Raw genomic sequence first — 25,442 nt, 5'->3', positions numbered from 1 at the left:
CCCCGAGTGCGTATGCGCTAGAGTCTCTTCTCGGTCAAAGTTCAATCCCCCATAGCTCAATTGGCAGAGCATTCGACTGTTAATCGAAGGGTTACTGGTTCGAGTCCAGTTGGGGGAGCAAGTGAAACCGCCTCTTCGGAGGCGGTTTTCTGCTTTCCGCGGAGGCTACCCCCGGGTGGCGCTCAGGTGGCGGCGCGCGAGCCCAACGCCTCGTAGCCGGCCGCGGCGACCAAGGCGGCCAACAGGGCCACGTCGACCTGCCGGACGCGCCGCAGCTGGGGGCTGAGGGTGTCGGACGGGCCCGCGAGCGCCAGGAACGAGCACACGGATACCGCTCCCGCGGCGAGCGCCGGCCGCCGGTACCGCTCGTCCGCCGCGCCGGCGAGGAGAGCGGTGCCCAGGAGGCCGAAGAAGGTCGCGCGGTGCCGCAGGAGGAGCTCCGTATCGGCATCCGGGACCGTCACCCCGTAGGCGCGCTCGAGCCGATCCCGGGAGAGGACCGCGGTGGCCGGGAGCAGGTGCGCCACGCCCACCGATGCGAGCAGGGCACGGGCGATTCGGTTCGTGGTCACGGGTGGGTCCTCCGGTGGTCGTGTGGTGGTGCTTCTAGCATCGGGGAATGAGCACCGTCGCGCTTCCGGAAACGTGCGCAGCCCCGGGCGTGCTGTGGGTCTCGCCCGCGACGGCGCTGTACCTGGGGCCGTCGCTCGGTCTCGCGGCCCATTCGACCTCCGTGCACTGCCTCGTCGTCGGGGTCGACGGTCCGCTCGAGGTGCGGGTGGGTGCCGACGCGGTCTCGGCGCGCAGTGTCCTCGTGCCGCCCCGGACCGTCCACCGCGTCGTCGCCGAGCCCGGCACTCGGATCCTGTTCTGCTACAACGACGCGAACTCCGTCCGGGCACAGGAGCTGAGTGCGCTCATGACGGAACCAGGGCTGCTCGCGACCCGGCACCGCGACGAGCCGGCCCTGCTGCGCCTGTGCGGGCGGGCGGCACCGTCGGGCGCGGAGCTCGGCGAGGCGGCGTTCGGCACGGCCACGCCGCCGGAGCCGCGGATCCGCCGCACCATGGAACGGGTGCGCGCGGACCCGGCCGGGTGCACGGCGACGACTCTGGCGCAGGCCGAGCACCTCTCCACGCCGTACTTCCTCCGCGTCTTCGGGAGGGAGACCGGAACGAGCTTCCGCCGGTACCGGCTGTGGGCGCGGATGCTGCGCGCCGCCGAGTCCATCGCCGCGGGAGCCGACCTGACGCGAGCCGCGGCGGACGCGGGCTTCGCCTCGCCGTCGCACTTCAGCGATGCCTTCCTCGCGATGTTCGGACTCAGCGCTACGGCTCTGCTCGGCACCGGCGCGCGGCTCGTCGCCGGCGGAACGCCGGGGGAGTGGTCGGGGAAATCGGTTGGGTCGGCGCGGACCGCGGCGCGATACTGAGTGCATGGCGACCCAGTACGAGCAGATCACCGAGCGGCTGCAACAGTTCATCGAAGGGCAGCAGATGTTCTTCGTGGGCACCGCGGCACCGGACGGACGGGTCAACGTCTCCCCGAAGGGCCTCGACTCCCTGCGCGTCCTGGGCCCGAACCGTGTGGCGTGGCTCAACGGGACGGGCAGCGGTAACGAGACCGCCGCGCACCTCTTGCGGAATCCGCGGATCACGGTGATGTTCTGCGCCTTCGAGGGCAAGCCGCTCATCCTGCGCCTCTACGGCACGGCGCGGGCCGTCCACGACGGTGACGCCGACTGGAACGACTTGACCGGGCTGTTCCCGCCGATGCTCGGTGCCCGCAACGTCTTCGACGTCACCGTCGACCTCGTGCAGACGTCCTGCGGCTTCGGCGTGCCGCTCTACGAGTACGAGGGGCAGCGCACGCTCATGGACTCGTGGGCCGCGAACAAGGGCGACGAGGGCATCGAGCGCTACCACCGCGAGCGCAACACCCACAGCATCGACGGCTTCCCGACGGGGATCCCCGTGCGGTAGAACGACCACCGACCCGGAGGGGCGGCCGGGCCGGTGATCGTGTCCGCGGGTTACGCGGCCTTGTCCGCGCCGGTGTCGGTGCTGCCGGCGTCCGTGGTGCCCGAGTCCGTGCTCGTCGCCGTCTCGGTGGCCGACGGTGCCGTCTCCGCCGGGGTCGTCGCTTCCGCAGCCTCGGGGGAGGTCGTGGGCTCCTCGGCCGGTGCCTCCGCCGCTGGGGTTTCGACGGTCGGCGTCTCAGTGGTCGGCGTCTCGGCCGGAGGTGTGGGATCCGGTGTTTGCGTGGGCGTGTCGATCACGGGCGCGGGTGCGGGTGTGACCGGCGGCGCGGTCGTGCCGGAACCCGCGTCCGGGGTGTCGGTGGACGCCGGCCGGCCCGTGTCCGCGGTCGACTGCACCTCCTCGACTCCGGTGTCCCGCGCGAGGAGCGTCGACACCAGCGTGCCGCCGTTCTCCGCGCGGTGGGCGCCGGTCTGCGTGGCCGCCGCGTTCGTGTCCGCGGCGGACTGCGCCGGGGCACCGGGCAGGTTCGCGCTCTGCTCGGACAGCGTCTTCGACAGGTCCAGCAGCTGCGACGCCGAGCCGTTGATGAACGGGCCGTACTGGCTGGTCGCGAAGTCCGACAGCGGCTTGAGTGTGACCGCCGAGATCGCCTGGTACACCGGGCCGAACGCCGTCATGACGGGTTTGACGAAGGCGTCGATGCCGAGCAGCTGCGTCAGCGAGCTGACGCCCAGAGGCGACGTGACACCGGTGATGATCTGGCTCAGCGGGTCGGTGGGAAGGATGTTCGGCGGGATCAGGCCCGCGCTGGAGTTGGGGCCGGTCTGGCTCCCGACCTGGAGCAGGTTGTCCGAGAACAGCTTGATGCCGAAGAGCGACGGCGACGTGAGGCCCGCGCCCTCCACGCCGAAGTTGAAGCCGCCCAGGCCGTAGAGGATCGGCAGGGGGACGCCCAGCGGGTTCTGCAGCAACAGCAGGTTCTGGCCGTTGTTGACGTTGATCCCGTTGGTGCCGACGTAGTTCCCGGTGGTCACGTTGATGTTGGTGAAGCCGACCGGCAGGATCGTGTTGACGTTCGTCATCGTCAGGCCGATGGGGGAGTAGACGCCGTTCTGCGTCGGCAGCAGCACGGAGCCGCTGAGCACACCTGCCTTCGCGAGGCCGAGCGGGAGCTCCACGCCGGCCGCACCGATCGGCACCGACACCACGGTCTCCGAGCCACCGAGCCATCCCGGGATCTTCAGCGCCGCAGTGGGCGCCGCACCCCAGAAGCCCGCCTTCGCGCCCAGCGGGAAGGTGTAGGTGCCGTCGGCCTGCGGCAGCCACACGGTCCCCGTGGGGAGGCTGCCTTCGGGGAGGATCTCCAGCGGCCCGAGGGGGATGTCGGGCAGGCCCGGAATGGGGTTGGGGAGGATGAACTTCTTGATCGCCAGCCCACTCGGGGTCTGGACGAAGGTGTTGAGGACGTTCGTGGTCCCGCTCAGTTGCAGCAGCTTCCAGGCGTAGGAGCTGGTGTACTTGCTCTGCGTAGCGGTGAGGCCGTCCACGATTTCGCTGAGCGCGGGCAGGGCACTGATGTAGGGCCCGATCACTGGCAGACCGAGCGCACCGTCGAGCACCGTCGCGGCGCCGTTGAGGAGCGTGCCGCCCGGCATCGACGTGGGCAGGATCTTCGACAGGTCGAGCTGCGAGCCACCGGGGAGCACGACGTTCGGCACGACACCGGGCACACCGGTCGGCAGGTTCAGCCCCGCGATGTTGCGCAGGACGGCCGGCAGGCTCGAGATCTTGGTGACGTCGACCTTGGTGTACGACGAGCCGAAGGTGGGGAGGATGCCGCCGGTCGGCGATGCGATCGGATTCCACACGGAGCCGACGCTGTTGGTGACGTTGTTCGAGGCGTTGAGGAAGTTGTCGAGCGCGTGCGAGTAGTCGCTGATCGCCTTGCTGTAGTCGGGCGCGGCTGCCTGCGCCGGGGCGCTCATCAGGCCGACGGCCGCGGTGGCGCCGACGGCCGTCGCGGCGACTGCCGTGCGCTTGGCGGCCAGCTTGGAGGCCTTACGATGCTTCGCACTCATGGTGGGACGTTCCTCTCGGACGAAATGCAGATGCCGCAATCGCGCATCCACGGTGAGAATAGGAGTGTTGAAGCCTGAAAAACTTCCTTTGCGCTACAGCAAATATCCGGAGTTCTACGCCACCGATTCGTCGCTTTGCTATTGACCGAATCTAAGGTCCTCGGCGGCGTCGCGATAGGGTCTGGGGGAGCGATCGAAGGGATTCGGATGAGCCTGGCGGAACTGTCGGAATGGCCGGTTGGAACGGCCGCCGGTGCGCTTCTGCGCACGGACGGGTCTGGCATCGTGGAGACCCATGGGGACTTGGATCGGCAATACGAACTGGCTTCCGTCACCAAGCTTCTCGTGGCCTACGGCGTCCTTGTCGCGATCGAGGAGGAGGCGATCGCCCTCCGGCAGCCGGCCGGACCGGAGGGGAGCACCGTCGAGCACCTGCTGGCGCACGCGTCCGGCGTCGCGTTCGATTCCCCCGACGTCATGGCACCGCCCGAGACGCAGCGCATCTACAGCTCGTACGGATACGAGCTCCTTGCCGATCTGATCGAGAAGGATACTGGAATCGCATTTCCCGAGTACCTCGGCGAGGCCGTTTTCGCGCCGCTGGGAATGCGCGACACGGCGCTCGTCGGCCCGGCCGGGCACGGCGCCCGGTCCACGGTCTCCGATCTCGTGCGCTTCGCAGGGGAGGTCGCCGCGCCCACCCTGCTCGATCCCGCCACCGTCGACGGGGCTCGTTCCGTCCACTTCCCGGGCCTCCCGGGGTTCGTGCCCGGCTACGGGAAGTTCGCGAACAACACCTGGGGGCTCGGCTTCGAGGTGAAGGGCGACAAGCGGGCGCACTGGACCGGGACGCGGAACTCGCCGCGCACCGTCGGACACTTCGGCCAGGCGGGCACGTACCTGTGGCTCGACCCGGACCTGGAGCTCGCCGCGGTCGTTCTCACCGACCGGCCCTTCGGTTCCTGGGCCAAGCCGCGGTGGTCCGAGTTCAACGATCGGCTGATTTCTCAGGAACTTCAAGGCGAGTAACTGGCGCAACACGCGCATCATGGTGCACAATGGCTTCATAACTACATCGATGTGATAAAGCGCGGCTGGTAGCTCCGCACGTTTCGACAGGTGGCTTGGGGAAGACGTCCTCGTCGAAACGAAGAAGGTGGCAACCATGCAGCAGCTGAGTCAGTTTGCAGAGGTGACGACGGGAGTCGTCTGGATTCACGCCGCACCTGCTGCACTGTGCCCGCACGTGGAGTGGGCACTGTCGAGGACCCTCGACGCCCGGGCCACCCTCAAGTGGTCCGCGCAGGAGGCCGTCCCCGGCATGCAGCGTGCCGTCGTCGACTGGGTTGGCCCGGTCGGCAGTGGCGCGCGGATGGCGAACACCCTCAGGGAGTGGAACTCCCTGAGGTTCGAGGTCACCGAGGACCCCTCCGAGGGGGTCGACGGTGAGCGGTTCTGCTACGCCCCGGGGCTGGGGCTGTGGCGCGGCACCATGAGCGCGTCCGGCGACACCCTGCTGGGCGAGGCGCAGCTGCGCTCGATGATGCTCGACCAGGGCCCCGAGGGACTGCAGACGTCCCTCGACTCGCTCCTGGGCACCGCCTGGGACGAGGCCCTCGAGCCCTTCCGCATGGGCGGCCAGGGCGCCGAGGTCACCTGGCTCTCCCAGGCCGTCGGCTGAGACCTGCCTGAAACCCGGCCCTGGCGGGCGAGCGCGGCGCTGCGGCGACGGCGCCCCGCCGGGACCGGGACATCAGGATTCCTCTCGCACGGAAAGTTGTCGGCCCGATCTGCCACCATCGGGACATGGCACTCTCCGCGTCCGAGAAACAGGAATTCCTCGCTCAACCCCACGTCGCCGCGTTCTCCGTCGCCGAGCCGGGCCGCGGCCCGCTCACCGTGCCGGTCTGGTACGCGTACGAGCCGGGCGGTAAGCCGTGGATCACGATCGGTCCCGGCTCCCGCAAGGCCACGGCGCTCGCCGCGACCGGGCGGTTCTCCCTGATGGTCGACACCGTCGAGCCCCGCACGATGTACGTGAGCGTGGAGGGCCCCGTCGCCGAGTCCCGCCCGTCCACCGACGACGAGGTCCGCGCGATGGCGGCGCGCTACCTCTCCGGCGCCGCGCTCGACGGCTACCTCGAGTTCGCGTTCGGGCAGCTGGGGGAGCACCTCACCGTGATCCTCGAGCCCGAGCACTGGCTGGGCGCCGACCTCACGATGTGATCGCCCGACGGTGCCGGGAACGCCGGCACCGCCAGGACGTCAGTACGTGACCCAGCGCGCCGTCGTGGGCGCGTTGGGGCAGGTGACCCGCACCCAGTACCACTTCCCGGTGGGCTGCGCGCCGGGCACGATCACCTCGCGAACCGCCTTGCCCGGCAGGGGGAACGGGATGGTGACGGTGTCGAACTGCCAGCCGGACGGACGCGAGTGGTAGGTGCACCACCCCGCGTCGCCGTACGTCTGATTGCGGACGATCACCCGGGCGCCGGCCCACGTGGCGACCGGATTGCTGAACGTCACGGTCGTCCAGGCGTTGGCGACGCCGGAACCGACGACGCCGGCGGCGGAGACGAGGGCGAGGGAGGCCGCAGTGGCGGCCGCGCGCTTGGCGGAGGTGTTCATGGGACGGTCCTTCTGATTCGGGGGAACTGCTTGCCGGATCAGAATGGCGGCGCGCCTTGGGCGTTGGCACGCGTAGCGGACTACTCGACCTGCGGGGGAAGCGCCGTGCGGACTACTCGCCCGGCGCCGTCGCCGAGACGCGAAACCGGCCGCCGGGGGTGTCCCCGACGACCGGCTTCTCGAAGGAAGTTCAGTACTTGCCGAACGCCAGCGCCACGTTGTGGCCGCCGAATCCGAAGGAGTTGTTCAGCGCGTAGGAGATGTCGCCCGTGCGGGCGGCACCGTGGACCACGTCCAGCTCGATCTCCGGATCCTGGTTCTCCAGGTTCAGGGTCGGCGGGATGACGCCGTCCCGGATCGAGAGCACCGTCAGCGCGGCTTCGAGCGCGCCCACGGCTCCGATGGAGTGGCCGAGCGCGCCCTTGGGCGCGTAGATCGCGGCGTCCGTGCCGACGACCGCGTTGATGGCCTTGGCCTCGGCGGTGTCGCCGATCGGCGTGGCCGTGGCGTGCGCGTTGATGAAGTCGATGTCGGAGCGGGACAGGCCCGCCGTCTCCATCGCCCGCTTCATCGCGCGAGCGGCGCCGCCGCCCTCCACGTCCGGCGAGACCATGTGGTAGCCGTCGGACGTGATGCCGGCACCGAGCAGCCGGGCGATCGGCTTCGCGCCGCGCGCCAGGGCGTGCTCCTCGGTCTCGATGATCATGAGCGCCTGCGCCTCGCCGAAGACGAACCCGTCGCGGTCCTTGTCGAACGGACGCGAGGCCGCCTGCGGGTCGTCGTTGCGGGTCGACAGCGCCCGCATCATCGCGAACGAGGCGATGGGCGGCGAATCGATCCGGCCCTCGACGCCGCCGCAGACCGCGATGTCGGCGTCGCCGAGCACGATCTGGCGCCAGGCGTGCGCGATGGCCTCGTTGCCCGTCGAGCAGGCCGAGACCGGCGCGATGGCGCCCGCGCGGGCACCGATCTCCAGTGCCGAGACGGCGCACGCGCCGTTCGGCATGGACATCTGCACGGCGAACGGCGAGACCTTGCGCACACCGGAGTCGCGAAGCGCGTCCACGGCCTGCACCATCGTCTCGCCGCCGCCGAGCCCGGTGCCGACGACCGCCGCGAGGCGGTTCGGGTCGACATCCGGGCGTCCGGCGCCGTCCCACAGCCGCTTGGTCATCACGTGGGAGACCTGCTCGACGTAGGACATGCGCCGCTTCGACACATGCTGCTTGCTGATGTCCCCGGCGTGCTGGCGGTCGGGCCGCTCAGGCACGTCGTCCGACGGGTCCGACAGCAGCTGGCCGCCGAACCGCACCGGCAGATCGGGGATCTGCACGCCGATGAAATCGCCCTCGAGCGGACGGATGCCGCTCTTGCCGGCGAGCAGTCCCTGCCAGGTGGTGTCGGTATCGACACCGATCGACGTGGTCAGCTCGATGGCCGTGACGACGACGCTGGGGAACTCACCCCCCAGCGTCGAGAAATTCCTCAGCGAAGGCAAGAGACTTACTTGCCCTTCTCGGCCTCGTACTTGCCCTTGAGCTCAGCGGCGAGCTCGGTGTTCTCGGCCTCGAGCTTCTGGATGTACGCAACGGCGTCGCCGACGGTCTTCAGGCCCGCGAGGTCCTCGTCCGGCACCTTGACGCCGTACTTGTCCTCGAGCTGCACGGCGATCTCGACCATCGACAGCGAGTCGATGTCCAGGTCGTCGATGAACGCCTTGTCCAGGGTGACCTCGGAAGGCTCGATGCCGGTGACCTCTTCGATGATCTCGGCGATGGCGGCGACGATTTCGTCCTGGCTGGTGGCCACAGTGGGTCCCTTTCCTTGTGTGACCCGACCCGCGATTTCGCGGAGACGGGAGTCTATCGGTGCGACGGCGGGCGCCGCGGGGGTCCGACGGTGCCGGGCGGCCCGTCGGGTGGTTTCGACGCTACTGCGGCTACTGCGCGGGGGCGAGCAGCTCGGTCAGATCGGCCGGGGTCTTGACGGCCACCTGGGGCACACCCTTGAGCTCGCGCTTGGCGATACCCACGAGGGCGCCGGCCGGGGGCAGCTCCACGACCATGGAGACCTCGGCCTCGCGCATCGTGGCGGTGCACAGGTCCCAGCGGACGGGCCGGGTCACCTGCGCGACGATGGCCGCGAGGGCCTCGGCGCCGGAGGTGACGGGCTTGCCGTCGCGGTTCGACAGCAGCGTCAGCTGCGGGTCGCGCGGGGTGATGGTCTGCGCGGCGGCCGCGACGGCCTCCTGCGCGGGGGCCATGAACTCGGTGTGGAAGGCGCCGGCCACGGCGAGCGGGCGCAGGCGCGCCTTCTCGGGGGCGTTGTCGGCCAGCTTCTGCAGGTTCTCGACGGTGCCGGCGGCCACGATCTGCCCGGAGGCGTTCATGTTGGCCGGGATCAGGTCGAAGGACTCGAGCGTGGCGAGCACGTCCGCCTCGTCGCCGCCGAGGACGGCGGTCATCGAGGTGGGGACCAGCGCGCAGGCCGCGGCCATGGCGCGACCGCGGATGGCGGCCAGGCGCACGGCGTCGTCGGCGGTGATGACACCGGCGACGGCGGCGGCGGCCAGCTCACCGACGGAGTGGCCGGCGACGACCGTGTCCGACGGCTGGACGCCCATCTGCTCGAAGGCGAGCAGAGCGGCGGCCACCACGAGGGGCTGCGTCACGGCGGTGTCCGTGATCTCGTCGGCCTCGGCGATGGTGCCGAGGCGGACCAGGTCGAGATCGGCGATCTCGGACCAAGCGCGCAGGCGCTCCACGGCAGAAGGCTGATCGAGCCATGCGGTCAGCATGCCGGGCTTCTGGGAACCCTGTCCGGGTGCGAGCAGTGCAATCACGTGTACCAGGAAACACCCCGGGAACCTGAAAAGAAGGTGTTGGAGCCTGAGAACCTGACTCATCGAATTTGTGGGGTTTCCACAAAAGTGCTGCTCAGCGAGTCCTGCCTGTTACCAGAGTGTTATGTGTGACTGGATTAGCTCAGCGAGATGTCTGTGATTCGCGTCATAGCGGCGGGGGTGAAGCGGTCCGGATTGGCCGCCGCGAGACGCCCGATCGTCGCTGCCACACGCAGCACGAAGGCGTCGCGCGGGTCCTGCGGATCCCGCCCGGTGATCTCGGCGATCTTCTTCAGGCGGTACCGCACCGTGTTGGGGTGGACGAACAGCTCGCGGGCGCACGATTCCACCGCGCCGCCCGAGTCCAGGTACGCGTCCAGCGTGTCCGACAGGGCCGACCCCGCCTCCTCAAGCGGTTTCACCAGGAGCTCGTAGAGGGTGCGGCCGGCGTGCGTGTCGCCGATCAGCGCGCGCTCCGGCAGGAGCTCCCAGCTGTGCACCGGGCGGGGCGCGCCCGGCCAGCCGGCGACGGCGTTGACGCCGGCGATGGCCTCGACCGCCGATGCGTGGGCGTCCTCCAGCGTCGGCGTGGTGTGCCCGATCACGACGGGACCGTCGGCGAAGTGGAGCATGAGGGCGTCGGCGAAGGGGTCCCCCGTCGTCACCGCACCACTGACGATGACGACCAATTTGGTGCCCTGCACAACGGCCAGCGCCGACCGGCCGTGCGAGCGCGCCGTGTCGTGGACCGATCCGGCGACGGAGACGTTCTGGTCCGGCGGGGGATTGCCGACGATGACGGTGGCGGACGCGACCGGGTCCCAATTCAGTGCCGCGGCGCGGGAGAGCAGGTTGGCGCCGGTGTCGCCGCGGACCACCGCGTCGACCACCAGCGCCTCCATCCGCGAGTCCCACGCGCCCCGGGCCTCGGCGGCCGACGCGTAGATCGACGCGGCGCCGAAGCCGATCTCCCGGCCGTACCGCAGCACGGCCTCGGTCAGCGCGATGAGCTGGTCCTCGTTCCGTGCCAGTAGCGGCAGCCAGCGCTCGAAGAACTCCATCGCCACGCGGACCATCTCCACGGTCTGCAGGAGCGAGACCCTGCGGGCCAGGTCCTGCGGCACCGTCTGGAACGAGGCGACCGTGTACTCGACGTTGCTCGGGTTCTCGATCCACTCGGCGAAGTTGACCACCGCGGTCTGGACGACGAGCTGGATCGACGCCCGCTGGCTGGCCTCGAGATCCGCGAAGTACGGGAGCTGCTCCTCCATGGAGCGCACCGCCTCGGTCGCGACCCGGCCGGAGTACTGGCGGATCCTGGCGAGGATCGCCTCGGGCAGGACGTCGCGAGGCTCGGGGCGCTTCCGGTTGAAGCTCCCCTTCCCCGGCTTCCCGGGGAGGGGGAACGAGCCCGTATCAGCGGTCATGGAGTCCTAGGCTACGCCGGGGTCCGATGTCTGCTTCGGGGCGGCGAGCACGTCGTCGATCCGGTACCGCTTCGCGGCCTCCGCGGCGACCGAGAAATCGAGCGCGCCGTCGCGTGCGAGCCCCAGGAGAACGCCCACGACGATCGACTCGGCGTCGACGTTGAAGTACCGCCGGGCGGCCGGACGCGTGTCCGAGAACCCGAAGCCGTCGGTGCCCAGGGTGACGTAGGTGCCCGGCACCCACTGCCGGATGAGGTCCTGCGTGCCGCGCATGAAGTCGGACGCCGCGATCGTCGGGCCCTCGGTGCCGCCGAGGATCTTCGTGACGTGCGGGGTGCGGAACTCGGCGCCCGGGTCGCGCAGCGCCGCCTTCTCCGACTCGATGCCGTCGCGCGACAGCTCCACCCAGCTGGTCACCGAGAACACCGACGCGGAGACGCCCCACTCCTCGGCCAGCATCTGCTGGGCCTTGAGCGCGTCGGGCATCGTCACACCCGAGGCGAGGATGTTCGCCTTCAGCGCGTGCGCCGTGTCGGCCGGCTTGAACAGGTACAGCCCCTTGAGCAGACCGTCGACGTCCAGGTTCTCCGGCTCCGCCGGCTGGTGGATCGGCTCGTTGTAGACGGTGATGTAGTAGTAGATGTTCTCCGGGTTCTCCCCGTACATCCGCCGCAGGCCGTCGATCACGATGTGCGCCAGCTCGTAGGCGAACGCCGGGTCGTAGGCGACGACCGCCGGGTTCGTCGACGCGAGCACGTGGCTGTGCCCGTCGGCGTGCTGCAGGCCCTCGCCGGTCAGCGTGGTGCGGCCGGCGGTGGCGCCGAGCACGAAGCCGCGGGCCATCTGGTCGGCGGCCGCCCACAGGCCGTCGCCGGTGCGCTGGAAGCCGAACATCGAGTAGAAGATGTACAGCGGGATCATCGGCACGTCGTGCGTGGCGTACGAGGTGCCCACCGCGGTGAACGACGCCGTCGAACCGGCCTCGTTGATGCCCTCGTGCAGGATCACGCCCTGCGGGTTCTCCTTGTACGCGAGCATCAGCTGCGCATCGACCGCGGTGTACGTCTGGCCGAGGCGGTTGTAGATCTTCAGCGTGGGGAACCAGCTGTCCATGCCGAAGGTCCGCGCCTCGTCGGGGATGATCGGCACGATGCGGGGCCCGACCTCCGGGTCGCGCAGCAGCTCCTTGAAGATGCGCACCACGGCCTGCGTGGTCGCGACCTCCTGCTTGCCCGAGCCCTTGAGCATCACCTTCACCGCGTCGATGCCGGGGGTCTTGAGCACCTGGGCCTGCGTGCGGCGCGTCGGCAGGAAGCCGCCGAGCTGCTTGCGGCGATCCAGCATGTACTGGATCTCCTTCGACTCCGGGCCGGGGTTGTAGTACGGCGGGAGGTAGGGGTCCTTCTCGAGCTCCGCGTCCGAGATCGGGATCCGCAGGTGATCGCGGAAGCCCTTGAGATCGTCGAGCGTGAGCTTCTTCATCTGGTGCGTCGCGTTGCGACCCTCGAAGTTGTGGCCCAGGCCGAAGCCCTTGACGGTGTGCGCCAGGATCACCGTCGGCTGGCCCTTGTGCTCCATCGCCGACTTGTAGGCCGCGTACAGCTTGCGGTAGTCGTGGCCGCCGCGGCGCAGGCCCCAGATCTGCTCGTCGGTCATGTCCTGGACCAGCTCCTTGGTCCGCGGATCGCGGCCGAAGAAGTGCTCACGCACGAATGCGCCGTCGTTCGCCTTGAAGGTCTGGTAGTCGCCGTCTGGCGTGTTGTTCATGATGTTGACGAGGGCGCCGTCGCGGTCCTTGTGCAGCAGCTCGTCCCACTCGCGGCCCCAGATCACCTTGATCACGTTCCAGCCGGCGCCGCGGAAGAAGGACTCCAGCTCCTGGATGATCTTGCCGTTGCCGCGCACGGGCCCGTCGAGGCGCTGCAGGTTGCAGTTGACCACGAAGGTGAGGTTGTCGAGGCCCTCGGTGGCCGCGATCTGGATCTGGCCGCGCGATTCGGGCTCGTCCATCTCACCGTCGCCCAGGAACGCCCAGACGTGCTGGTCGGAGGTGTCCTTGATGCCGCGGTCGTGCAGGTAGTGGTTGAACCGCGCCTGCTGGATGGCGTTCATCGGGCCGAGGCCCATCGACACCGTCGGGAACTCCCAGAAGTTCGACAGCAGTCGCGGGTGGGGGTAGGAGGGGAGGCCCTTGCCCTTGTCCTCGTGCGACTTCTCCTGGCGGAAGCCGTCCAGGCGCTCCGCGGGGATGCGGCCCTCCAGGAAGGCGCGGGCGTAGATGCCGGGCGAGGCGTGGCCCTGGATGAAGACCTGGTCGCCGCCGCCGGGGTGCTCCTTGCCGCGGAAGAAGTGGTTGAAGCCGACCTCGTACAGCGACGCCGCACCCGCGTACGTGGAGATGTGGCCGCCGACGCCGACGCCGGGGCGCTGCGCGCGATGCACCATGATCGCCGCGTTCCAGCGGATGTAGGCGCGGTAGCGGCGCTCGATCTCCTCGTCGCCCGGGAACCAGGGCTCGAGATCGGTGGGAATGGTGTTCACGTAGTCGGTCGACGTGAGCGACGGGATGGAGACGCGCTGCTCGCTGGCGCGCTCGAGGAGGCGCAGCATCAGGTAGCGGGCGCGGGCGGGGCCGTGGGTCGCGATCAGGTCGTCGAAGGACTCGATCCACTCGCCGGTCTCGTCCGGGTCGATGTCCGGGAGATAGGAGGCCACCCCCTCGCGGATCACGCGAACGCGGTCAGGGCGACCGTCGTTCGACGGTGCGGGACCCTGTCCTGGGGCGGGTGCCGGGGTGGTGGCGATCGAGTCTGTCACTGGTGCTCCTCACGGGTCGCGAAGGCGGTGCGTAGGTCTGCGGTGTGTCGCAGATCCCATCCTGCCGCATTGGAAAGTTACTCGACAGTCGTATTTCCGCGTGGTGGAATTCGGCAGGTCTGTCGCACGAGTTCCGCATACCCCGCTTGCGCGCGGGCGCAGGTGCCGTAAGTTGGCACCGAACAGTGGTATGCGGGTGGCATCGGGCCGTCCGTGCGAACGCGAGGAGGCTCCCACCGGTGTCCACGAATGGGTCATTCGCCCAGAAGATGGGCCTGCAGCCCGGAAACATCGTGCAGGAGATCGGTTGGGACGAAGACACCGACGACGACCTGCGCCTTGCCATCGAGGAGCTCACCGGCGCGGAGATGCTCGACGAGGACACCGATGAGGTGATCGACGTGGTCGTGCTGTGGTGGCGCGACGACGACGGCGACCTGGTCGACACGCTGATGGACGTCATCACCCCGCTCTCCGACGACGGCTACGTCTGGGTGCTCAGCCCCAAGACCGGTCAGCCGGGCCACGTGCAGCCGAGCGAGATCGCCGAGGCGGCGCCGACCGCCGGGCTCACCCAGACCTCGTCGACGAACCTGGGCGCGTGGATCGGCTCGCGCCTGGTGCAGCCGAAGTCCGGCCGCGTGGCCAAGAGGTGACCTCTCCCCAGCTCGACGGTCCGCTGCCGGTCGGGGCCGAGGCTCCGCCCTTCACGCTGCGCGACCAGAACAACCGGCCGGTCTCGCTGGAGTCGTACCGCGGCCGCAAGAACGTGCTGCTCGTCTTCTTCCCGCTGGCCTTCACCGGTACCTGTGAGAGCGAGCTGGGCGGGATCCGCGACTCCCTCCCGTCGTTCGAGAACGACGATGCCGCCGTCCTCGCCGTCTCCGTGGGCCCGCCGCCCACCCACAAGGTGTGGTCCGGATCGCAGGGCTACCTGTTCCCGGTGCTCTCGGACTTCTGGCCGCACGGTGACGTCGCGCGGGCGTACGGCGTGCTCAACGGCAAGAACGGCTACCCCAACCGCGGCACCTTCGTCATCGACCGCGAGGGCGTGATCCGCTTCTCCGAGATGAACGAGCCCGGCGTCCCCCGCGATCAGTCGCTTTGGGAAGACGCCCTCGCTGCGCTATCTTCGACCGGCAAGCGCGTGTAGCTCAGTTGGTTAGAGTTCCGGTCTTACACACCGGCTGTCGGGGGTTCGAGTCCCTCCGCGCGCACCACGGGCCTCACCGGTCCCGGTAGGCCTCCAGGAGGCGCAGCCACACCTCGCTGATCGTGGGGTACGCGGGCACCGCGTGCCAGAGCCGGTCGATCGGCACTTCGCCCACCACGGCGATCGTCGCCGCGTGCAGCAGTTCCGCGACCGCGGGCCCCACCAGCGTCATGCCGATCACCACGCCGCGGCCCTCGTCGACGACCATCCGCGCCCGGCCCGCGTAGCCGTCGGCGTACAGGCTCGCGCCGGCCACCCAGCCGAGGTCGTAGTCGACCACCGCGACGTCGGTACCCGCCGCGCGTGCCTGTGCCTCCGTGACGCCGATCGCCGCGACCTCGGGCTCGGTGAAGATCACCTGCGGCACCGCGGTGTGGTCCGCCGTCGCGACGTGCGCGCCCCACGCGGCGTCGTCCACGGTCGCCCCGCGCGCCCGGGCGGCGATCGCGTCACCCGCGGCCCGCGCCTGGTACTTGCCCTGGTGCGTGAGTAGCGCCCTGTGGTTGACGTCGCCGGCGGCGTAGAGCCAGTCGAAGCCCTCCACCCGCAGCGTGTCGTCCACGGCGAGCCACGATCCCGGCTCCAGCCCGATGGTCTCCAGTCCCAGGTCGACGGTGCGCGGCGCGCGCCCGGTGGCCGCCAGCACCTCGTCGGCCACGACGGTGCGACCACCGGAGGTCTCGATCGTGACCTCACCGCCGGCGCGGGTCACCCGGATCGGGGACTCGCCCGTCACCACGTCGACGCCGAGCGCGCGCAGGCCGTCGCCGACCGCTTCGCCCGCGAAGGGCTCGAGGCCGGTGAGCAGCCCGCTCCGCGCGAGCAGCGTCACCCGCGATCCGAGAGATGCGTACGCCGTTGCCATTTCGGTCGCGACCACGCCGCCGCCGATGACCGCGAGCCGGGGCGGTGCGGCCTTCGCGCTGGTGGCCTCGCGGCTGGTCCACGGCGCCGCCGCGCGGAGGCCGGGGATGTCGGGGACGGCGGCGTCGGTGCCCGTCGCGACCACGACCGCGTGCCGCGCGGTCAGGACGGTCTCGGCACCGTCGGGCCCGACCACGGCGACGCGGCGCGGACCGGCGAGTCGTCCCTGACCGCGGATCGTGGTGATGCCCGCGCCCTGTGCCCACTGGACCTGGCCGGCGTCGTCCCAGTTCCGGACCACGGCGTCCCGTCGGGCGAAGACCTCGGACGGGTCGAGCGCAGCCTCACCCGCGAGCGCGCCGCGGACGTGCTGCGCCTCGCGCAGCGCCTGTCCCGGCCGGAGCAGCGCCTTCGACGGCATGCACGCCCAGTAGGAGCACTCGCCGCCGAACTTCTCGCTCTCCACCAGCGCGGCGGTCAGCCCGCCCCGCACCGCGCGGTCGGCCACGTTCTCGCCCACCGGCCCGCCGCCGATCACGACCACGTCGAATTCGTCCATGGCGCACCTCCTTCGACCACCGTACGTGCGCGGCGGACGGCCCACCGGAAAAGGGGATGCGCCTCGTCGTGGCCGGGGGATACGCTGCTGGCAACCGTGACCGGCCGAAGGAGGTGAGACCCGTGAACGTTTCACGCATGTGGGTGCTCCCTCCGTTCTCACGGTCGACCTAGGTGCCGCCACCAGGAGCGCCGCACGCAGGCATTCCTGGAAGGCATCACCATGAACGATTCCCCTCTCACCCTCGCGCGCGCCGAGGACCGCGACTGGCTCGCGCTCGACGCCGACGACCGCGTCATCGGCCGCGGCGGGCCGTCGCGGCGCGCCGGGTTCATCAGCGTCGACGCCTGGACCGCAGCGGCTTTCGACCTGATCGCCCAGGCGCTCCTCGCCGAGCTGCCGCCGCCGCTGTTCACCCTCGTGGCGGACGGCGACGACGAGCTGCTCGCCGCGTGGCAGCGGCACGGCTTCGCCCCGCACCGGCGGGAGACGCTGTACCGCATCCCGCTCGACCCGCCGCCCGCGGTCACCCCGCCCGGCGCCTGGCGGGTGCGCTCCGCCCCCGGTGTCGCGCCGTTCCTCGCGGTGCACGCCGACCCCGCCGACACGGCCGCCGTCGCCGTGATCGAGGAGGCCGGCGGGTACCCGGTCGAGACGAACGTCGAGCTGGTGCGGTCATGACGAAGACGGCGCGCGGCATCGAGGCCGCCGGCACCGTCATTGAGGGGCTGCGCGACGCGACCTTCCGCGTCGAGCTCGACAACGGGCACGTGGTCCTCGCGCACATCAGTGGGAAGATCCGGAAGAACTACATCAAGATCGTCCCGCTCGACCGGGTGCTCGTGGAGATCAGCCCGTACGACCTCAGTCGGGGAAGGATCGTCTTCCGCTACCGGCACTGACGGGCGGGGCGGGATCGGTCAGGAATCGAGAAGCATCCTTCAACGCACAGCTCATAGCGTTATCGGCATGACAACCTCGCTCACCACCCCGGTCCGGTCCCTCACCTTGGAGGCGGCCGACCCGGCCTCCGCCCAGGCCTTCTACGACGCGGCGTTCGGTCCCGACCCGCGGCTCCGGTCCGCGCCCGCCGACGGCCCGTCGGACGGTTTCCGCGGCTTCGTGGTCTCGCTCGTCGTGGCCGATCCCGCCGTCGTCGACTCCTTCGTCGCGGCCGCCCTCGCGGCGGGCGCGACGGAGATCAAGCCCGCCCGGAAGTCCTTCTGGGGCTACGGCGCCGTCTTCCGTGCGCCCGACGGCACCCTCTGGAAGATCGCCTCGTCGTCGAAGAAGAACACCGGCGCGCCGCTGCGCACCATCGACAACATGGTGCTGTTGCTCGGGGTCGACGACGTCGCCGCGACGAAGGCCTTCTACGTCGAGCGGGGCCTCACCGTCGCGAAGAGCTTCGGCCGCAAGTACGTCGAGTTCGACGCCGCGCCCGGCGCGGTGAAGCTCGCGCTGTCGGGTCGGAGGTTCGCGGCGAAGGACGCGGGGGTGCCGGCGGAGGGGAGTGGCTCGCACCGCCTCCGCATCGACGGTGCCCTCGGCGCGCTCACCGACCCCGACGGCTTCGTCTGGCATGAGTAGGCTCGCTGCATGGACGCGGCCCTCGCGTGGCTCGACCGCCACGGCGCCGGCGACGTGGCGCATCCCGGTGGGACGCTACGAGGCCATCTCGTGCGCGTCGCCGACCGGCTCGCGGCGTGGGGCCTGTCCGATGTCGTCCGGCTCGCCGGGCTGACCCACGCCGCCTACGGCACCGCGGGATTCGAGGACCACCTCATCACGCCCGCGCAGCGCGACGACCTGCGTGCCGCGATCGGGGCGGAGGCCGAGGCCCTCGTCTACACCTACGGCGCGTGCGACCGCTCCACCTCGTATCCGCAGTTCCCCGGCGGCGAACCGTTCCGGCTGTCCGACCGATTCACCGGCGACGAGATGCGGCTCGGCGACGCGGAGACCCGTGCCTTCGTCGCCCTGACGGTCGCCAACGAGATCGACGTCATGCAGCACAACGCCGGACTGGCGGCGCGCCACGGATCGTCCCTCCGCGCGCTCGCACACGAGTCCGCACACTGGCTCCCCGCGACCGCACTGCGGGACCTCGATCTCCTGACGGGCGGGACGCCCACCGGGCGCGGCTGACTGCGCGGACTGACGCAGCGGACGGTGCCGTGGCGGTGCCTATGCGACGCGCGCGGGCGTGTTCGGGCGGACCGGGGGCACGTACGGCCCCTCGGCCTCCACCACGAAGAAGCGGTTGTTCGCGTCGACGGTGACGCGATAGATCAGGCCGGCGCCGCGGCCGTGTGCTTTCCGTCATGGCGGCGCCCTGGCCGCCCTGAGCGGCCGCGCCACGTCACGGCGCCGCGAACGAATCACCTTCGGAAGAACGGGGCGATCGCCCCACTGCCATGACCCCGCATCGGCCGCGGAAGCCACGGCCCGAGGTTCCCGCAGTCGCCCTGCTCAAGGAGTGGCGCGAGCACGTCGAGCAGACGGAACGCCGTGTCCGCGACGGTGACCACGGCTACAACACGGGCTGCGAGTGCTGCGACGGCATCGTGCTCACCGATGCCCGCGATCGGCTCGAGAGCATCATGCGCAACGGCGGTCGCCGAGCGCACCGACTGCGGGTCTCCGTCGAGGTGCTGGACCGCCGGTTTCTGCTCGTCACGACCGATGATCCGAATTCGTGGCGGTCCCAGTCGTGGTGGCGGCGCCGCGTCCCGAACGGGTGAGGGGGTGTCACTGCTTGCCGAGACGCAACGAGCTCGGCCACCACACCGCGCGGCCGACGTCGTGGACCAGAGCCGGCACTAGCAGGGTGCGGACGATCAGGGCGTCGAGCAGGACGCCGAAGGCCACGATGAAGGCGATCTGGGCGAGGAAGATCAGCGGGATGACTGCCAGGGCCGAGAACGTCGCCGCGAGGACCACACCCGCCGAGGTGATGACGCCGCCCGTGACGGTGAGTGCGCGGAGCACGCCCGCCCGAGTTCCGATCGACAGCGCCTCCTCGCGTGCGCGGGTCATCAGGAAGATGTTGTAGTCGATCCCGAGGGCCACCAGGAAGACGAACGCGAACAGTGGCACGACCGGGTCCGCGCCGGGGAAGCCCAGAATGTGGTTGAAGACGATCGATGAGACGCCCAACGTGGCGGCGAACGAGACGATCACGGTGGCCATCAACAGGATCGGCGCGAGGATCGCCCGAAGGAGAAGGCACAGGATCAGCAGCACCACGAGAGTGACCACCGGGATGATCAGGTTGCGGTCGTGCAGGGCAGTGGTCCGAGTGTCGAGGTCGACCGCCGTCGGCCCGCCGACGAGCGCACCGGCGCCGCCCACGCCCCGGACCGCTTCGCGCAGGCGCACCACGGTGTTCTCGGCGGCACGCGAATCGGCCGCGTCGCGCAGGGTCGCGCGGAGCGCGACGCGTCCGTCGACGGTCCTCGGCGCACCGTCGGCGCCGGGAACCACGGCGACGCCCGCGACGCCCTGCGTGCCCGTCGCCGCGGCGCGGACGGGCGCGAGCGCCGCCGCGTTCGCGATGATCACCGCGGGGGACCCGTCGTCGGCGTCGAAGTGTTCCGACAGCACCTCCTGACCACGCTGCGAGTCGACGGTCACGAGGAACGTGTCCGACTGGGCGACGCCGTCGGCGCGGAACTGCGGCGCGAGGGCGGCGCCCACGAGGAGGAGCAGCGTCGTCGCGACCCAGAACCGCCGCGGATGGCGGCCGATCCGCTCGGCCAGCCCGGCCCAGAACCGGTGCGCCTGCTCGGGCGACTCGTCGGAGCCCCCGTGGAGAACGGGGCGGCGCGGCCAGAAGGCGCCCCGTCCGAGCAGCGCGAGCACCGCGGGTAGGAAGGTCATGGACGCGAGGAAGGAGGCGGCGATGCCGATCGCGGCCACCGGGCCGAGACCGCGGTTGGAGTTGAGATCGGAGAGCAGCAGGCACAGCACGCCCGCGATGACGGTGCCCGCGGACGCTGCGACGGGTTCGAGGGTCGCCCGCCACGCCGCACGCATCGCCGCGTACCTGTCGGCGGTCGTTCCGAGCTCCTCGCGGTAGCGCGCCACCAGGAGCAGTGCGTAGTCCGTGGCGGCGCCGAAGACGAGGATGAAGAGGATGCCCTGGCTCTGCCCGTTGAGGGTGATCGCGCCGTTCGCCGCGAGTGCGTAGATCACGGCGCTGGCGAGCGCGAGGGCGAGGACCGCCGAGACGATCACGACGAAGGGGAGCACGGGGCTGCGGTAGACCACGACGAGGATGGCGATCACGACGGCCCCGGCGACGAGCAACAGCATGCCGTCGATCCCGCCGAAAGCCTCGGTGAGGTCGGCAGCGGTGCCCGCCGGCCCGGTGACGTAGACGGTCAATCCCTCGGGTACGCCCGTGGCGAGCGCCGCGCGCAGTGCGGTCACGCTATCCGCGACCTCGCCGCCCGCGTCGATGGGAACCACTACCTGGAGCGCACGACCGTCCTGGGAACGGACCGGCGGCGCGACCGCCCGGTCGATTCCGTCGGCGCCGGCGGCGCGGTCGATCGCGGTGGAGACGAGCGCGGTGTCGGCGTCGGTGATGCCGGACGTGCGTTCGACGGCGACGATCGCGGGGATCCGACTGCTGTCGACGAAGGAGGCCTCGAGCTCCGCCACCGCCGTCGCCTCGGCGGAGGCGGGGAGGAACGAGGTGTTGTCGTTCGCCTGGACGTCGCCGAGTTTGCCGGCGAAAGGTCCGCCGACCGAGCCGACGACGAGCCAACCGAGGATCAGGAGCGCGGGGACGAGCCACCGCCATCGCGGGGTCGAGCGGGCGGTGCGCGTCTTCGTCACGGTGACTCGTCTCTCTCGGAGTGCGGGGCATAACGTGTGCATCGGGGCGTGAGGGCGTGCCCGAAAAGCTCAGCCTGCTGATTAAAGCTCAGCCTGCTGAGTAAATGCAACTGTGCGAGGTGAACGAGGTGGCGGACGTGGACGACGGGATCGTGCAGTGGCCGACGGGCCGGCTGCTGTCGATGGCGGCGCGACTCGTCGAGCATGCCTGGGAGGGCGTGCTGCGCGAGTACGACATCTCCAGCGCGGGACTCGTTGTTCTGCACGTGGTCTCGACCGGCCCCGCATCGCAGCGCGACATCGCCCGCGTCGCGCGGGTGACGGATCAGACGGCGAGCCGCACCGTCGAGCGGCTCGAGCGGGTCGGCTACGTCGTCCGCGAGACCGATCCCGGTGACGAGCGACGGAAGGTCGTCACCGCGACCGAAGCGGGCCGCACGGTGTACCTCGAACTCGTGGAGCGAGAGCGCTCGGACCCGTCCCTCATCGCCGCGCTCGGCGAGTCCGAACCGGTCCTCCGCGAGCTTCTCCTCGAGCTCATCGGAAGCCAGCGGGGAACCGGCGGCCATTGATGCGCCGATCGACGGAACTGGGCCTCGGCGTCCTCGCCGACGAGGTGTTCGGCGACCCCCGGCGGTACCACCCCGTCGCGGGCTTCGGCACCGTCGCCGCTGCGCTCGAGCGGAGGATGTACGCGCCGTCGAAGCTGCGGGGCGCCGCCTACACCGCGATCCTCGTGGGTGGCGCCGCCGCGCTCGGGTACGCGGCGCGGAACGTGCCCGGCGCCACCGCCGTCGGCACGTGGGCGGTGGTCGGGGGAGCGGGCCTGCGGAAGGTGGGCTCCACGCTGGGCGCCGACCTCGAGCACGGCGACATCGACGGCGCACGCACCCTGCTGCCCAGCCTGTGCGGTCGCGACCCGTCGGTTCTCGACACCGCGGGACTCGCCCGCGCGGCGACCGAGTCCGTCGCCGAGAACACCTCCGACGCGGCCGTCGCGCCGCTGTTCTGGGGCGCCGTCGCGGGCCTGCCCGGCCTGCTCGCGTACCGGGCGGCCAACACCCTCGACGCGATGGTCGGCTACCGCAACGACCGCTACGGCGACTTCGGCTGGGCGTCGGCGCGCCTCGACGACGTGCTCAACTACGTCCCCGCCCGGCTCGCGGGCGCCGTCACCGTCGGCCTCGCGCCGGCGGTGGGCGGGGCGCCGTCGGACGCCGTGCGGGCGTGGCGGCGGGACGCGGCGAAGCACCCCAGCCCCAACGCCGGCGTGGCGGAGGCGACGGCGGCGGGCGCGCTGGGGCTGCAGCTGGGCGGCCGCACGCAGTACGCGCACGGCGTGGAACTGCGGCCCACCCTGGGCGACGGGCGGGCACCGGAGCCGCGCGACCTGGCACGGGCGGCGCGGCTGTCGCTGGCGGTCGAGCTGGGCGCCCTCGCCGCTACTGTCCTTTGCGTCCGTACCGGTCGGCGAGCCGCGCGGCGCGGGCGGCCTCGGGCGTGACCTCCGGCGTCGCCTCGTCCTCGGGTGCGTCCGCGGAGTCCGCGGTACCGGCGTCGAAGACGGCCTTGTCCTCGCGGCGCCGGCGCACCTCGGACCACACGAAGTAGCCGATCGCGAGCGGCGCCATGATGCCGAAGGCGAGCCACTGCAGGCCGTACGAGAGGTAGGGACCGGCGTCGAGCATCGGCAGCGGGATCGGGTCGAGGCCGCCCGGCTGGCCCTCGTCGAGGTTCAGGTAGCCGGGGGCGAAGGTGACGCCCTGCGCCGGGCCGATCGCCGCGGGGTCGATGGCGAAGACCTGCAGGTAGCCGCCCTCCGTGCGAGGGCCGCGCGCGGGGTCGGTCTTCTCCGGGGCGCGGACGCGGGCCTGGACCGTCACCGTGCCCGACGGTGGCGGCGCGAACTCCGGCACGACGCCGCCGGTGGGCGTCCGGACGAAGCCGCGATCGACGAGGTAGGTCGCGCCGTCGTTCGCGGCGAAGGGCACCAGCACCTCGTAGGCGGGCTTGCCGTCCTGATTCCGCAGGCGCGCGAGGGACTGCTTGTCGGCGAGGTACTGCCCGGTGAGGACCACCCGCCGCCACTCGGCGTCCTTCGGCACGTCGGCGCGGCCGCCGAGGACCTGGGCCGCCGGCACCGGATCGGCGTTCACGGAGTCGGCGATCTGCTGGTTGCGGTGGCTGGTCGACGAGTTCTTCCCCAACTGCCACGGCGCGAGCACCGACCAGCACAGCGCCGTGAAGGCGATCGCCGCGATCGCGAGGGCGATCCACCGCGGCTGGAAGACGACCTTGATCCAGCTAGGCAAGGTTGGCTCGCGTCCACTCGATCAGGCCCGGTATCGCGCCCTCGACCTGCGACAGCGTCGCCCGGAAGTCCTCGTGATCGCCGTAGTACGGATCCGGCACGCTCTCGTGCGCGGCGTCCGGGTCGAAACTGCGGAGCAGCCGGATCCGGTCGGCGGGGACGCCGCGCCGCCGCAGCGGCGCGACGTGGGAGCGATGCAGCGCGACGACCAGGTCGGCCGCGAGGTGGTCGTCCGTGAGCTCGGCGGCAGTGTGCTGCGTGGGGTACCCGGCTTCGGCGAGCACGTCCCGCGCGCGGCGGTCCGCGGCACCGCCCTCGTGCCAGCCGTCGGTCCCGGCACTGGTGACCCGCACCACGTCGCCCAGCCCGGCGTCGGCGACGGCCTGCTCGTAAACGATCTTGGCGATCGGCGAACGGCAGATGTTGCCGGTGCACACGAACGTGACATGCAGCGGAGTACTCACCCCTCCATCTTGCCCGACGGCGGGGAGGCCTCGAGATCGCTGGTGGCCGACCGCTGCGCGAGCTATGCTGTGTTCACGCCCGGGCACTAGCCCGTGGGCAGCGGCCCCGCAGCCATCCGGACGGTTGGTGAGCGGGGTTTCGTGTATCACCGGTTACGCATCGTCGGAATCGCGGACGGATCGACGACGACGGCCACGGCGATGAGACCTGAGTCCTTCGTCTCGTCCATGAACGCGTGCATGTCGAGTTCATACCGGAGACCTCCGACGGTTCTACGCTGACAGGCATGTTGCTGGCAGAGGTCATCGAGATGCTCGATCAGGCGTACCCGCCCCGACTCGCGGAGGGGTGGGACAGCGTCGGGCTGGTGTGCGGCGACCCGGAATCCGAGGTCACGCACGTCCTGGTGTGCGTGGACGTCACCGCCGACGTGGTCGACGCGGCGCTCGCCCGCGGCGCACAGCTCGTCATCGCGCACCATCCGCTCCTGCTGCGCGGCGTCGACACGGTCGCGGCGAGCACGCCGAAGGGCGCGCTGATCCACCGGCTCATCCGCGGCGGCTGCGCCCTGTTCACCGCGCACACCAACGCCGACCGCGCTCGCGGCGGCGTCAACGACGCCCTCGCCGCGGCCCTCGGCCTGGAGGTCACGGGCCCCGTCGAACATCTCGACGCGCCGTCGGCGCTCGACCGCTGGGGCGTCATGGTTCCGCCGGCCCACGCCGACGAGGTGCTCGCCGCGATGTTCGAGGCCGGGGCCGGCGAGGTCGGGGACTACTCCGAGTGCGCCTGGCGGGTCGACGGTGTCGGCCAGTTCCGGCCCGGCGACGACGCGAACCCCGCGATCGGCAGCGCCCGCGAACTCACGACGCTCGACGAGACGCGGATCGAACTCGTCGCCGCGCGCGGCCACCGCGAGCGGGTCGCCCGCGCGCTGCGCGACGCCCACCCCTACGAGGAGCCCGCGCACGACATCGTCGAGCTCGCCGGCGGTGAGCGGGGTGGGGCCTCGGCCGCGTCGGCGCGCTGCCCGAGCCGATGTCGTTGGCGGCGTTCACCGCCCACGTCGCGACCGCGCTCGGCGCGCCGGCGCGTGCCGCGGGGGATCCCGACGCACTGATCCGCACCGTCGCCGTCTGCGGCGGGGCGGGGGACTCCCTGCTCGGCGCCGTCGCGCGGCTCGGCGTGGACGCGTACGTCACCGGTGACCTGCGGCACCACCCCGTCGACGAGCACCTGCGCGCCGGCGGCCCTGCGGTCGTCGACGCCGGGCACTGGGGGACCGAGTTCCCGTGGTGTGCCACCGTCGCCGAGTTGCTGTGGCCCTACCTCGACGTGGCCGTGCACGACGCCCCCACGGATCCGTTCACGGTGCGGTCCGCGCCGACGGCGGATGCGTAGAGTGGCGCAG

General features: G+C 70.9%; 26 protein-coding genes, 2 tRNA genes and 1 pseudogene. 17 read left to right on the top strand and 12 right to left on the bottom strand.

The features are described 5' to 3' along the window. Positions 1-45 precede the first annotated feature (45 nt). A tRNA-Asn gene (locus BLW32_RS19325) sits at positions 46-118 on the top strand. A 64-nt stretch (positions 119-182) separates the two neighbouring features. Here the strand turns inward: BLW32_RS19325 and BLW32_RS19320 are convergent. Further along, positions 183-572: a hypothetical protein gene (locus BLW32_RS19320; RefSeq protein ID WP_068739290.1), complete on the bottom strand. Its 390-nt coding sequence runs from the start codon at positions 570-572 to the stop codon at positions 183-185. A 47-nt stretch (positions 573-619) separates the two neighbouring features. Between BLW32_RS19320 and BLW32_RS19315 the strand changes: the two genes are divergently transcribed. Then, a complete protein-coding gene (locus BLW32_RS19315; protein ID WP_074850723.1) occupies positions 620-1,432 on the top strand; it encodes an AraC family transcriptional regulator in 813 nt (270 codons plus the stop codon). Positions 1,433-1,436: 4 nt separating this feature from the next. After that, positions 1,437-1,982, top strand: coding sequence for a pyridoxamine 5'-phosphate oxidase family protein (locus BLW32_RS19310; RefSeq protein ID WP_068739286.1), 546 nt, complete (start codon positions 1,437-1,439; stop codon positions 1,980-1,982). Between the two features lie 50 nt (positions 1,983-2,032). On the opposite strand, the gene BLW32_RS19305 is transcribed toward BLW32_RS19310, so the two are convergent. After that, positions 2,033-4,060, bottom strand: a complete 2,028-nt coding sequence (locus BLW32_RS19305; RefSeq protein WP_068739284.1) for a hypothetical protein — start codon at positions 4,058-4,060, stop codon at positions 2,033-2,035. 207 nt (positions 4,061-4,267) lie between these two features. Here BLW32_RS19305 and BLW32_RS19300 point away from each other — a divergent pair, with 207 nt between their 5' ends. The 3 genes from BLW32_RS19300 (at position 4,268) to BLW32_RS19290 (ending at position 6,286) form a co-directional block, all read left to right on the top strand. Further along, a complete protein-coding gene (locus BLW32_RS19300) occupies positions 4,268-5,089 on the top strand; it encodes a serine hydrolase domain-containing protein (RefSeq protein ID WP_068739283.1) in 822 nt (273 codons plus the stop codon). Positions 5,090-5,225: 136 nt separating this feature from the next. Then, entirely contained in the window at positions 5,226-5,741 is a 516-nt protein-coding gene (locus BLW32_RS19295) for a DUF3145 domain-containing protein (RefSeq protein WP_068521214.1), read from the top strand. Between the two features lie 125 nt (positions 5,742-5,866). Next, positions 5,867-6,286 (top strand): pyridoxamine 5'-phosphate oxidase family protein, encoded by a 420-nt coding sequence (locus BLW32_RS19290; protein ID WP_068739282.1) that lies wholly within the window; start codon positions 5,867-5,869, stop codon positions 6,284-6,286. 39 nt (positions 6,287-6,325) lie between these two features. Here the strand turns inward: BLW32_RS19290 and BLW32_RS19285 are convergent, their stop codons facing one another. The 6 genes from BLW32_RS19285 to aceE form a co-directional block, all read right to left on the bottom strand. Further along, a complete protein-coding gene (locus tag BLW32_RS19285) occupies positions 6,326-6,688 on the bottom strand; it encodes a hypothetical protein (RefSeq protein ID WP_068521211.1) in 363 nt (120 codons plus the stop codon). Between the two features lie 190 nt (positions 6,689-6,878). Continuing rightward, positions 6,879-8,186, bottom strand: coding sequence for a KasA/KasB family beta-ketoacyl-ACP synthase (locus BLW32_RS19280; RefSeq protein WP_068739281.1), 1,308 nt, complete (start codon positions 8,184-8,186; stop codon positions 6,879-6,881). Between the two features lie 5 nt (positions 8,187-8,191). After that, entirely contained in the window at positions 8,192-8,497 is a 306-nt protein-coding gene (acpM, locus tag BLW32_RS19275) for a meromycolate extension acyl carrier protein AcpM (RefSeq protein WP_068521207.1), read from the bottom strand. 130 nt (positions 8,498-8,627) lie between these two features. Further along, positions 8,628-9,530: an ACP S-malonyltransferase gene (locus tag BLW32_RS19270; RefSeq protein ID WP_074850721.1), complete on the bottom strand. Its 903-nt coding sequence runs from the start codon at positions 9,528-9,530 to the stop codon at positions 8,628-8,630. A gap of 137 nt (positions 9,531-9,667) precedes the next feature. Continuing rightward, on the bottom strand, positions 9,668-10,957 hold the full coding sequence (locus BLW32_RS19265) for a PucR family transcriptional regulator (RefSeq protein WP_068739278.1): 1,290 nt from the start codon (positions 10,955-10,957) through the stop codon (positions 9,668-9,670). 6 nt (positions 10,958-10,963) lie between these two features. Continuing rightward, positions 10,964-13,774, bottom strand: a complete 2,811-nt coding sequence (gene aceE / locus BLW32_RS19260; protein ID WP_068739275.1) for a pyruvate dehydrogenase (acetyl-transferring), homodimeric type — start codon at positions 13,772-13,774, stop codon at positions 10,964-10,966. Between the two features lie 269 nt (positions 13,775-14,043). Between aceE and BLW32_RS19255 the strand changes: the two genes are divergently transcribed. The 3 genes from BLW32_RS19255 (at position 14,044) to BLW32_RS19245 (ending at position 14,994) form a co-directional block, all read left to right on the top strand. After that, a complete protein-coding gene (locus tag BLW32_RS19255) occupies positions 14,044-14,430 on the top strand; it encodes a DUF3052 domain-containing protein (protein WP_068521200.1) in 387 nt (128 codons plus the stop codon). Next, positions 14,427-14,927, top strand: coding sequence for a peroxiredoxin (locus BLW32_RS19250; RefSeq protein WP_068521198.1), 501 nt, complete (start codon positions 14,427-14,429; stop codon positions 14,925-14,927). Before BLW32_RS19255 ends, BLW32_RS19250 begins: the two co-directional genes overlap by 4 nt. Then, positions 14,918-14,994 (top strand) — tRNA-Val (locus BLW32_RS19245). The genes BLW32_RS19250 and BLW32_RS19245 overlap by 10 nt, the downstream gene beginning before the upstream one ends. 6 nt (positions 14,995-15,000) lie before the next feature. Here the strand turns inward: BLW32_RS19245 and BLW32_RS19240 are convergent. After that, complete coding sequence (locus BLW32_RS19240; protein WP_068739273.1) at positions 15,001-16,410, bottom strand: dihydrolipoyl dehydrogenase family protein; 1,410 nt, start codon at positions 16,408-16,410, stop codon at positions 15,001-15,003. Positions 16,411-16,632: 222 nt separating this feature from the next. Between BLW32_RS19240 and BLW32_RS19235 the strand changes: the two genes are divergently transcribed. The 5 genes from BLW32_RS19235 to BLW32_RS19215 all read left to right on the top strand — a co-directional run bounded on the left by BLW32_RS19235 (position 16,633) and on the right by BLW32_RS19215 (position 19,154). After that, on the top strand, positions 16,633-17,091 hold the full coding sequence (locus BLW32_RS19235; RefSeq protein WP_068739271.1) for a hypothetical protein: 459 nt from the start codon (positions 16,633-16,635) through the stop codon (positions 17,089-17,091). Beyond that, positions 17,088-17,312, top strand: coding sequence for a translation initiation factor IF-1 (gene infA, locus BLW32_RS19230; protein WP_068521191.1), 225 nt, complete (start codon positions 17,088-17,090; stop codon positions 17,310-17,312). Before BLW32_RS19235 ends, infA begins: the two co-directional genes overlap by 4 nt. 67 nt (positions 17,313-17,379) lie before the next feature. Continuing rightward, on the top strand, positions 17,380-18,000 hold the full coding sequence (locus tag BLW32_RS19225) for a VOC family protein (protein ID WP_068739269.1): 621 nt from the start codon (positions 17,380-17,382) through the stop codon (positions 17,998-18,000). Between the two features lie 9 nt (positions 18,001-18,009). Beyond that, a complete protein-coding gene (locus BLW32_RS19220) occupies positions 18,010-18,558 on the top strand; it encodes a DUF6817 domain-containing protein (RefSeq protein ID WP_074850718.1) in 549 nt (182 codons plus the stop codon). A gap of 269 nt (positions 18,559-18,827) precedes the next feature. Beyond that, positions 18,828-19,154, top strand: a complete 327-nt coding sequence (locus tag BLW32_RS19215; protein ID WP_068739268.1) for a hypothetical protein — start codon at positions 18,828-18,830, stop codon at positions 19,152-19,154. Between the two features lie 7 nt (positions 19,155-19,161). On the opposite strand, the gene BLW32_RS19210 is transcribed toward BLW32_RS19215, so the two are convergent. Next, positions 19,162-21,255 carry an MMPL family transporter gene (locus BLW32_RS19210; RefSeq protein WP_231857278.1) on the bottom strand — a complete coding sequence of 698 codons (2,094 nt, stop codon included), beginning with the start codon at positions 21,253-21,255 and terminating at the stop codon, positions 19,162-19,164. A gap of 182 nt (positions 21,256-21,437) precedes the next feature. Here BLW32_RS19210 and BLW32_RS19205 point away from each other — a divergent pair, with 182 nt between their 5' ends. Continuing rightward, the gene (locus BLW32_RS19205; protein WP_225535819.1) at positions 21,438-21,827 is read left to right on the top strand and encodes a MarR family winged helix-turn-helix transcriptional regulator; all 390 of its coding nucleotides are present in this window, start codon (positions 21,438-21,440) and stop codon (positions 21,825-21,827) included. Then, positions 21,827-22,759, top strand: a complete 933-nt coding sequence (locus BLW32_RS19200) for a cobalamin biosynthesis protein (protein WP_068739265.1) — start codon at positions 21,827-21,829, stop codon at positions 22,757-22,759. The genes BLW32_RS19205 and BLW32_RS19200 overlap by 1 nt, the downstream gene beginning before the upstream one ends. On the opposite strand, the gene BLW32_RS19195 is transcribed toward BLW32_RS19200, so the two are convergent. Beyond that, complete coding sequence (locus tag BLW32_RS19195; protein ID WP_082791163.1) at positions 22,698-23,567, bottom strand: SURF1 family cytochrome oxidase biogenesis protein; 870 nt, start codon at positions 23,565-23,567, stop codon at positions 22,698-22,700. The genes BLW32_RS19200 and BLW32_RS19195 overlap by 62 nt on opposite strands. After that, entirely contained in the window at positions 23,560-24,030 is a 471-nt protein-coding gene (locus BLW32_RS19190) for a low molecular weight protein-tyrosine-phosphatase (RefSeq protein WP_068739263.1), read from the bottom strand. The genes BLW32_RS19195 and BLW32_RS19190 overlap by 8 nt, the downstream gene beginning before the upstream one ends. Positions 24,031-24,317: 287 nt before the next feature. On the opposite strand from BLW32_RS19190, the pseudogene BLW32_RS19185 reads away from it, so the two are divergent. Beyond that, positions 24,318-25,432 (top strand): annotated as a pseudogene (locus tag BLW32_RS19185) (Nif3-like dinuclear metal center hexameric protein). The last annotated feature ends 10 nt before the right edge of the window (positions 25,433-25,442 follow it).

Origin of the sequence: Tsukamurella tyrosinosolvens, assembly GCF_900104775.1 — a bacterium.
Lineage (GTDB): Bacteria > Actinomycetota > Actinomycetes > Mycobacteriales > Mycobacteriaceae > Tsukamurella > Tsukamurella tyrosinosolvens.
This window is presented reverse-complemented; position numbering and strand designations above follow the sequence as displayed.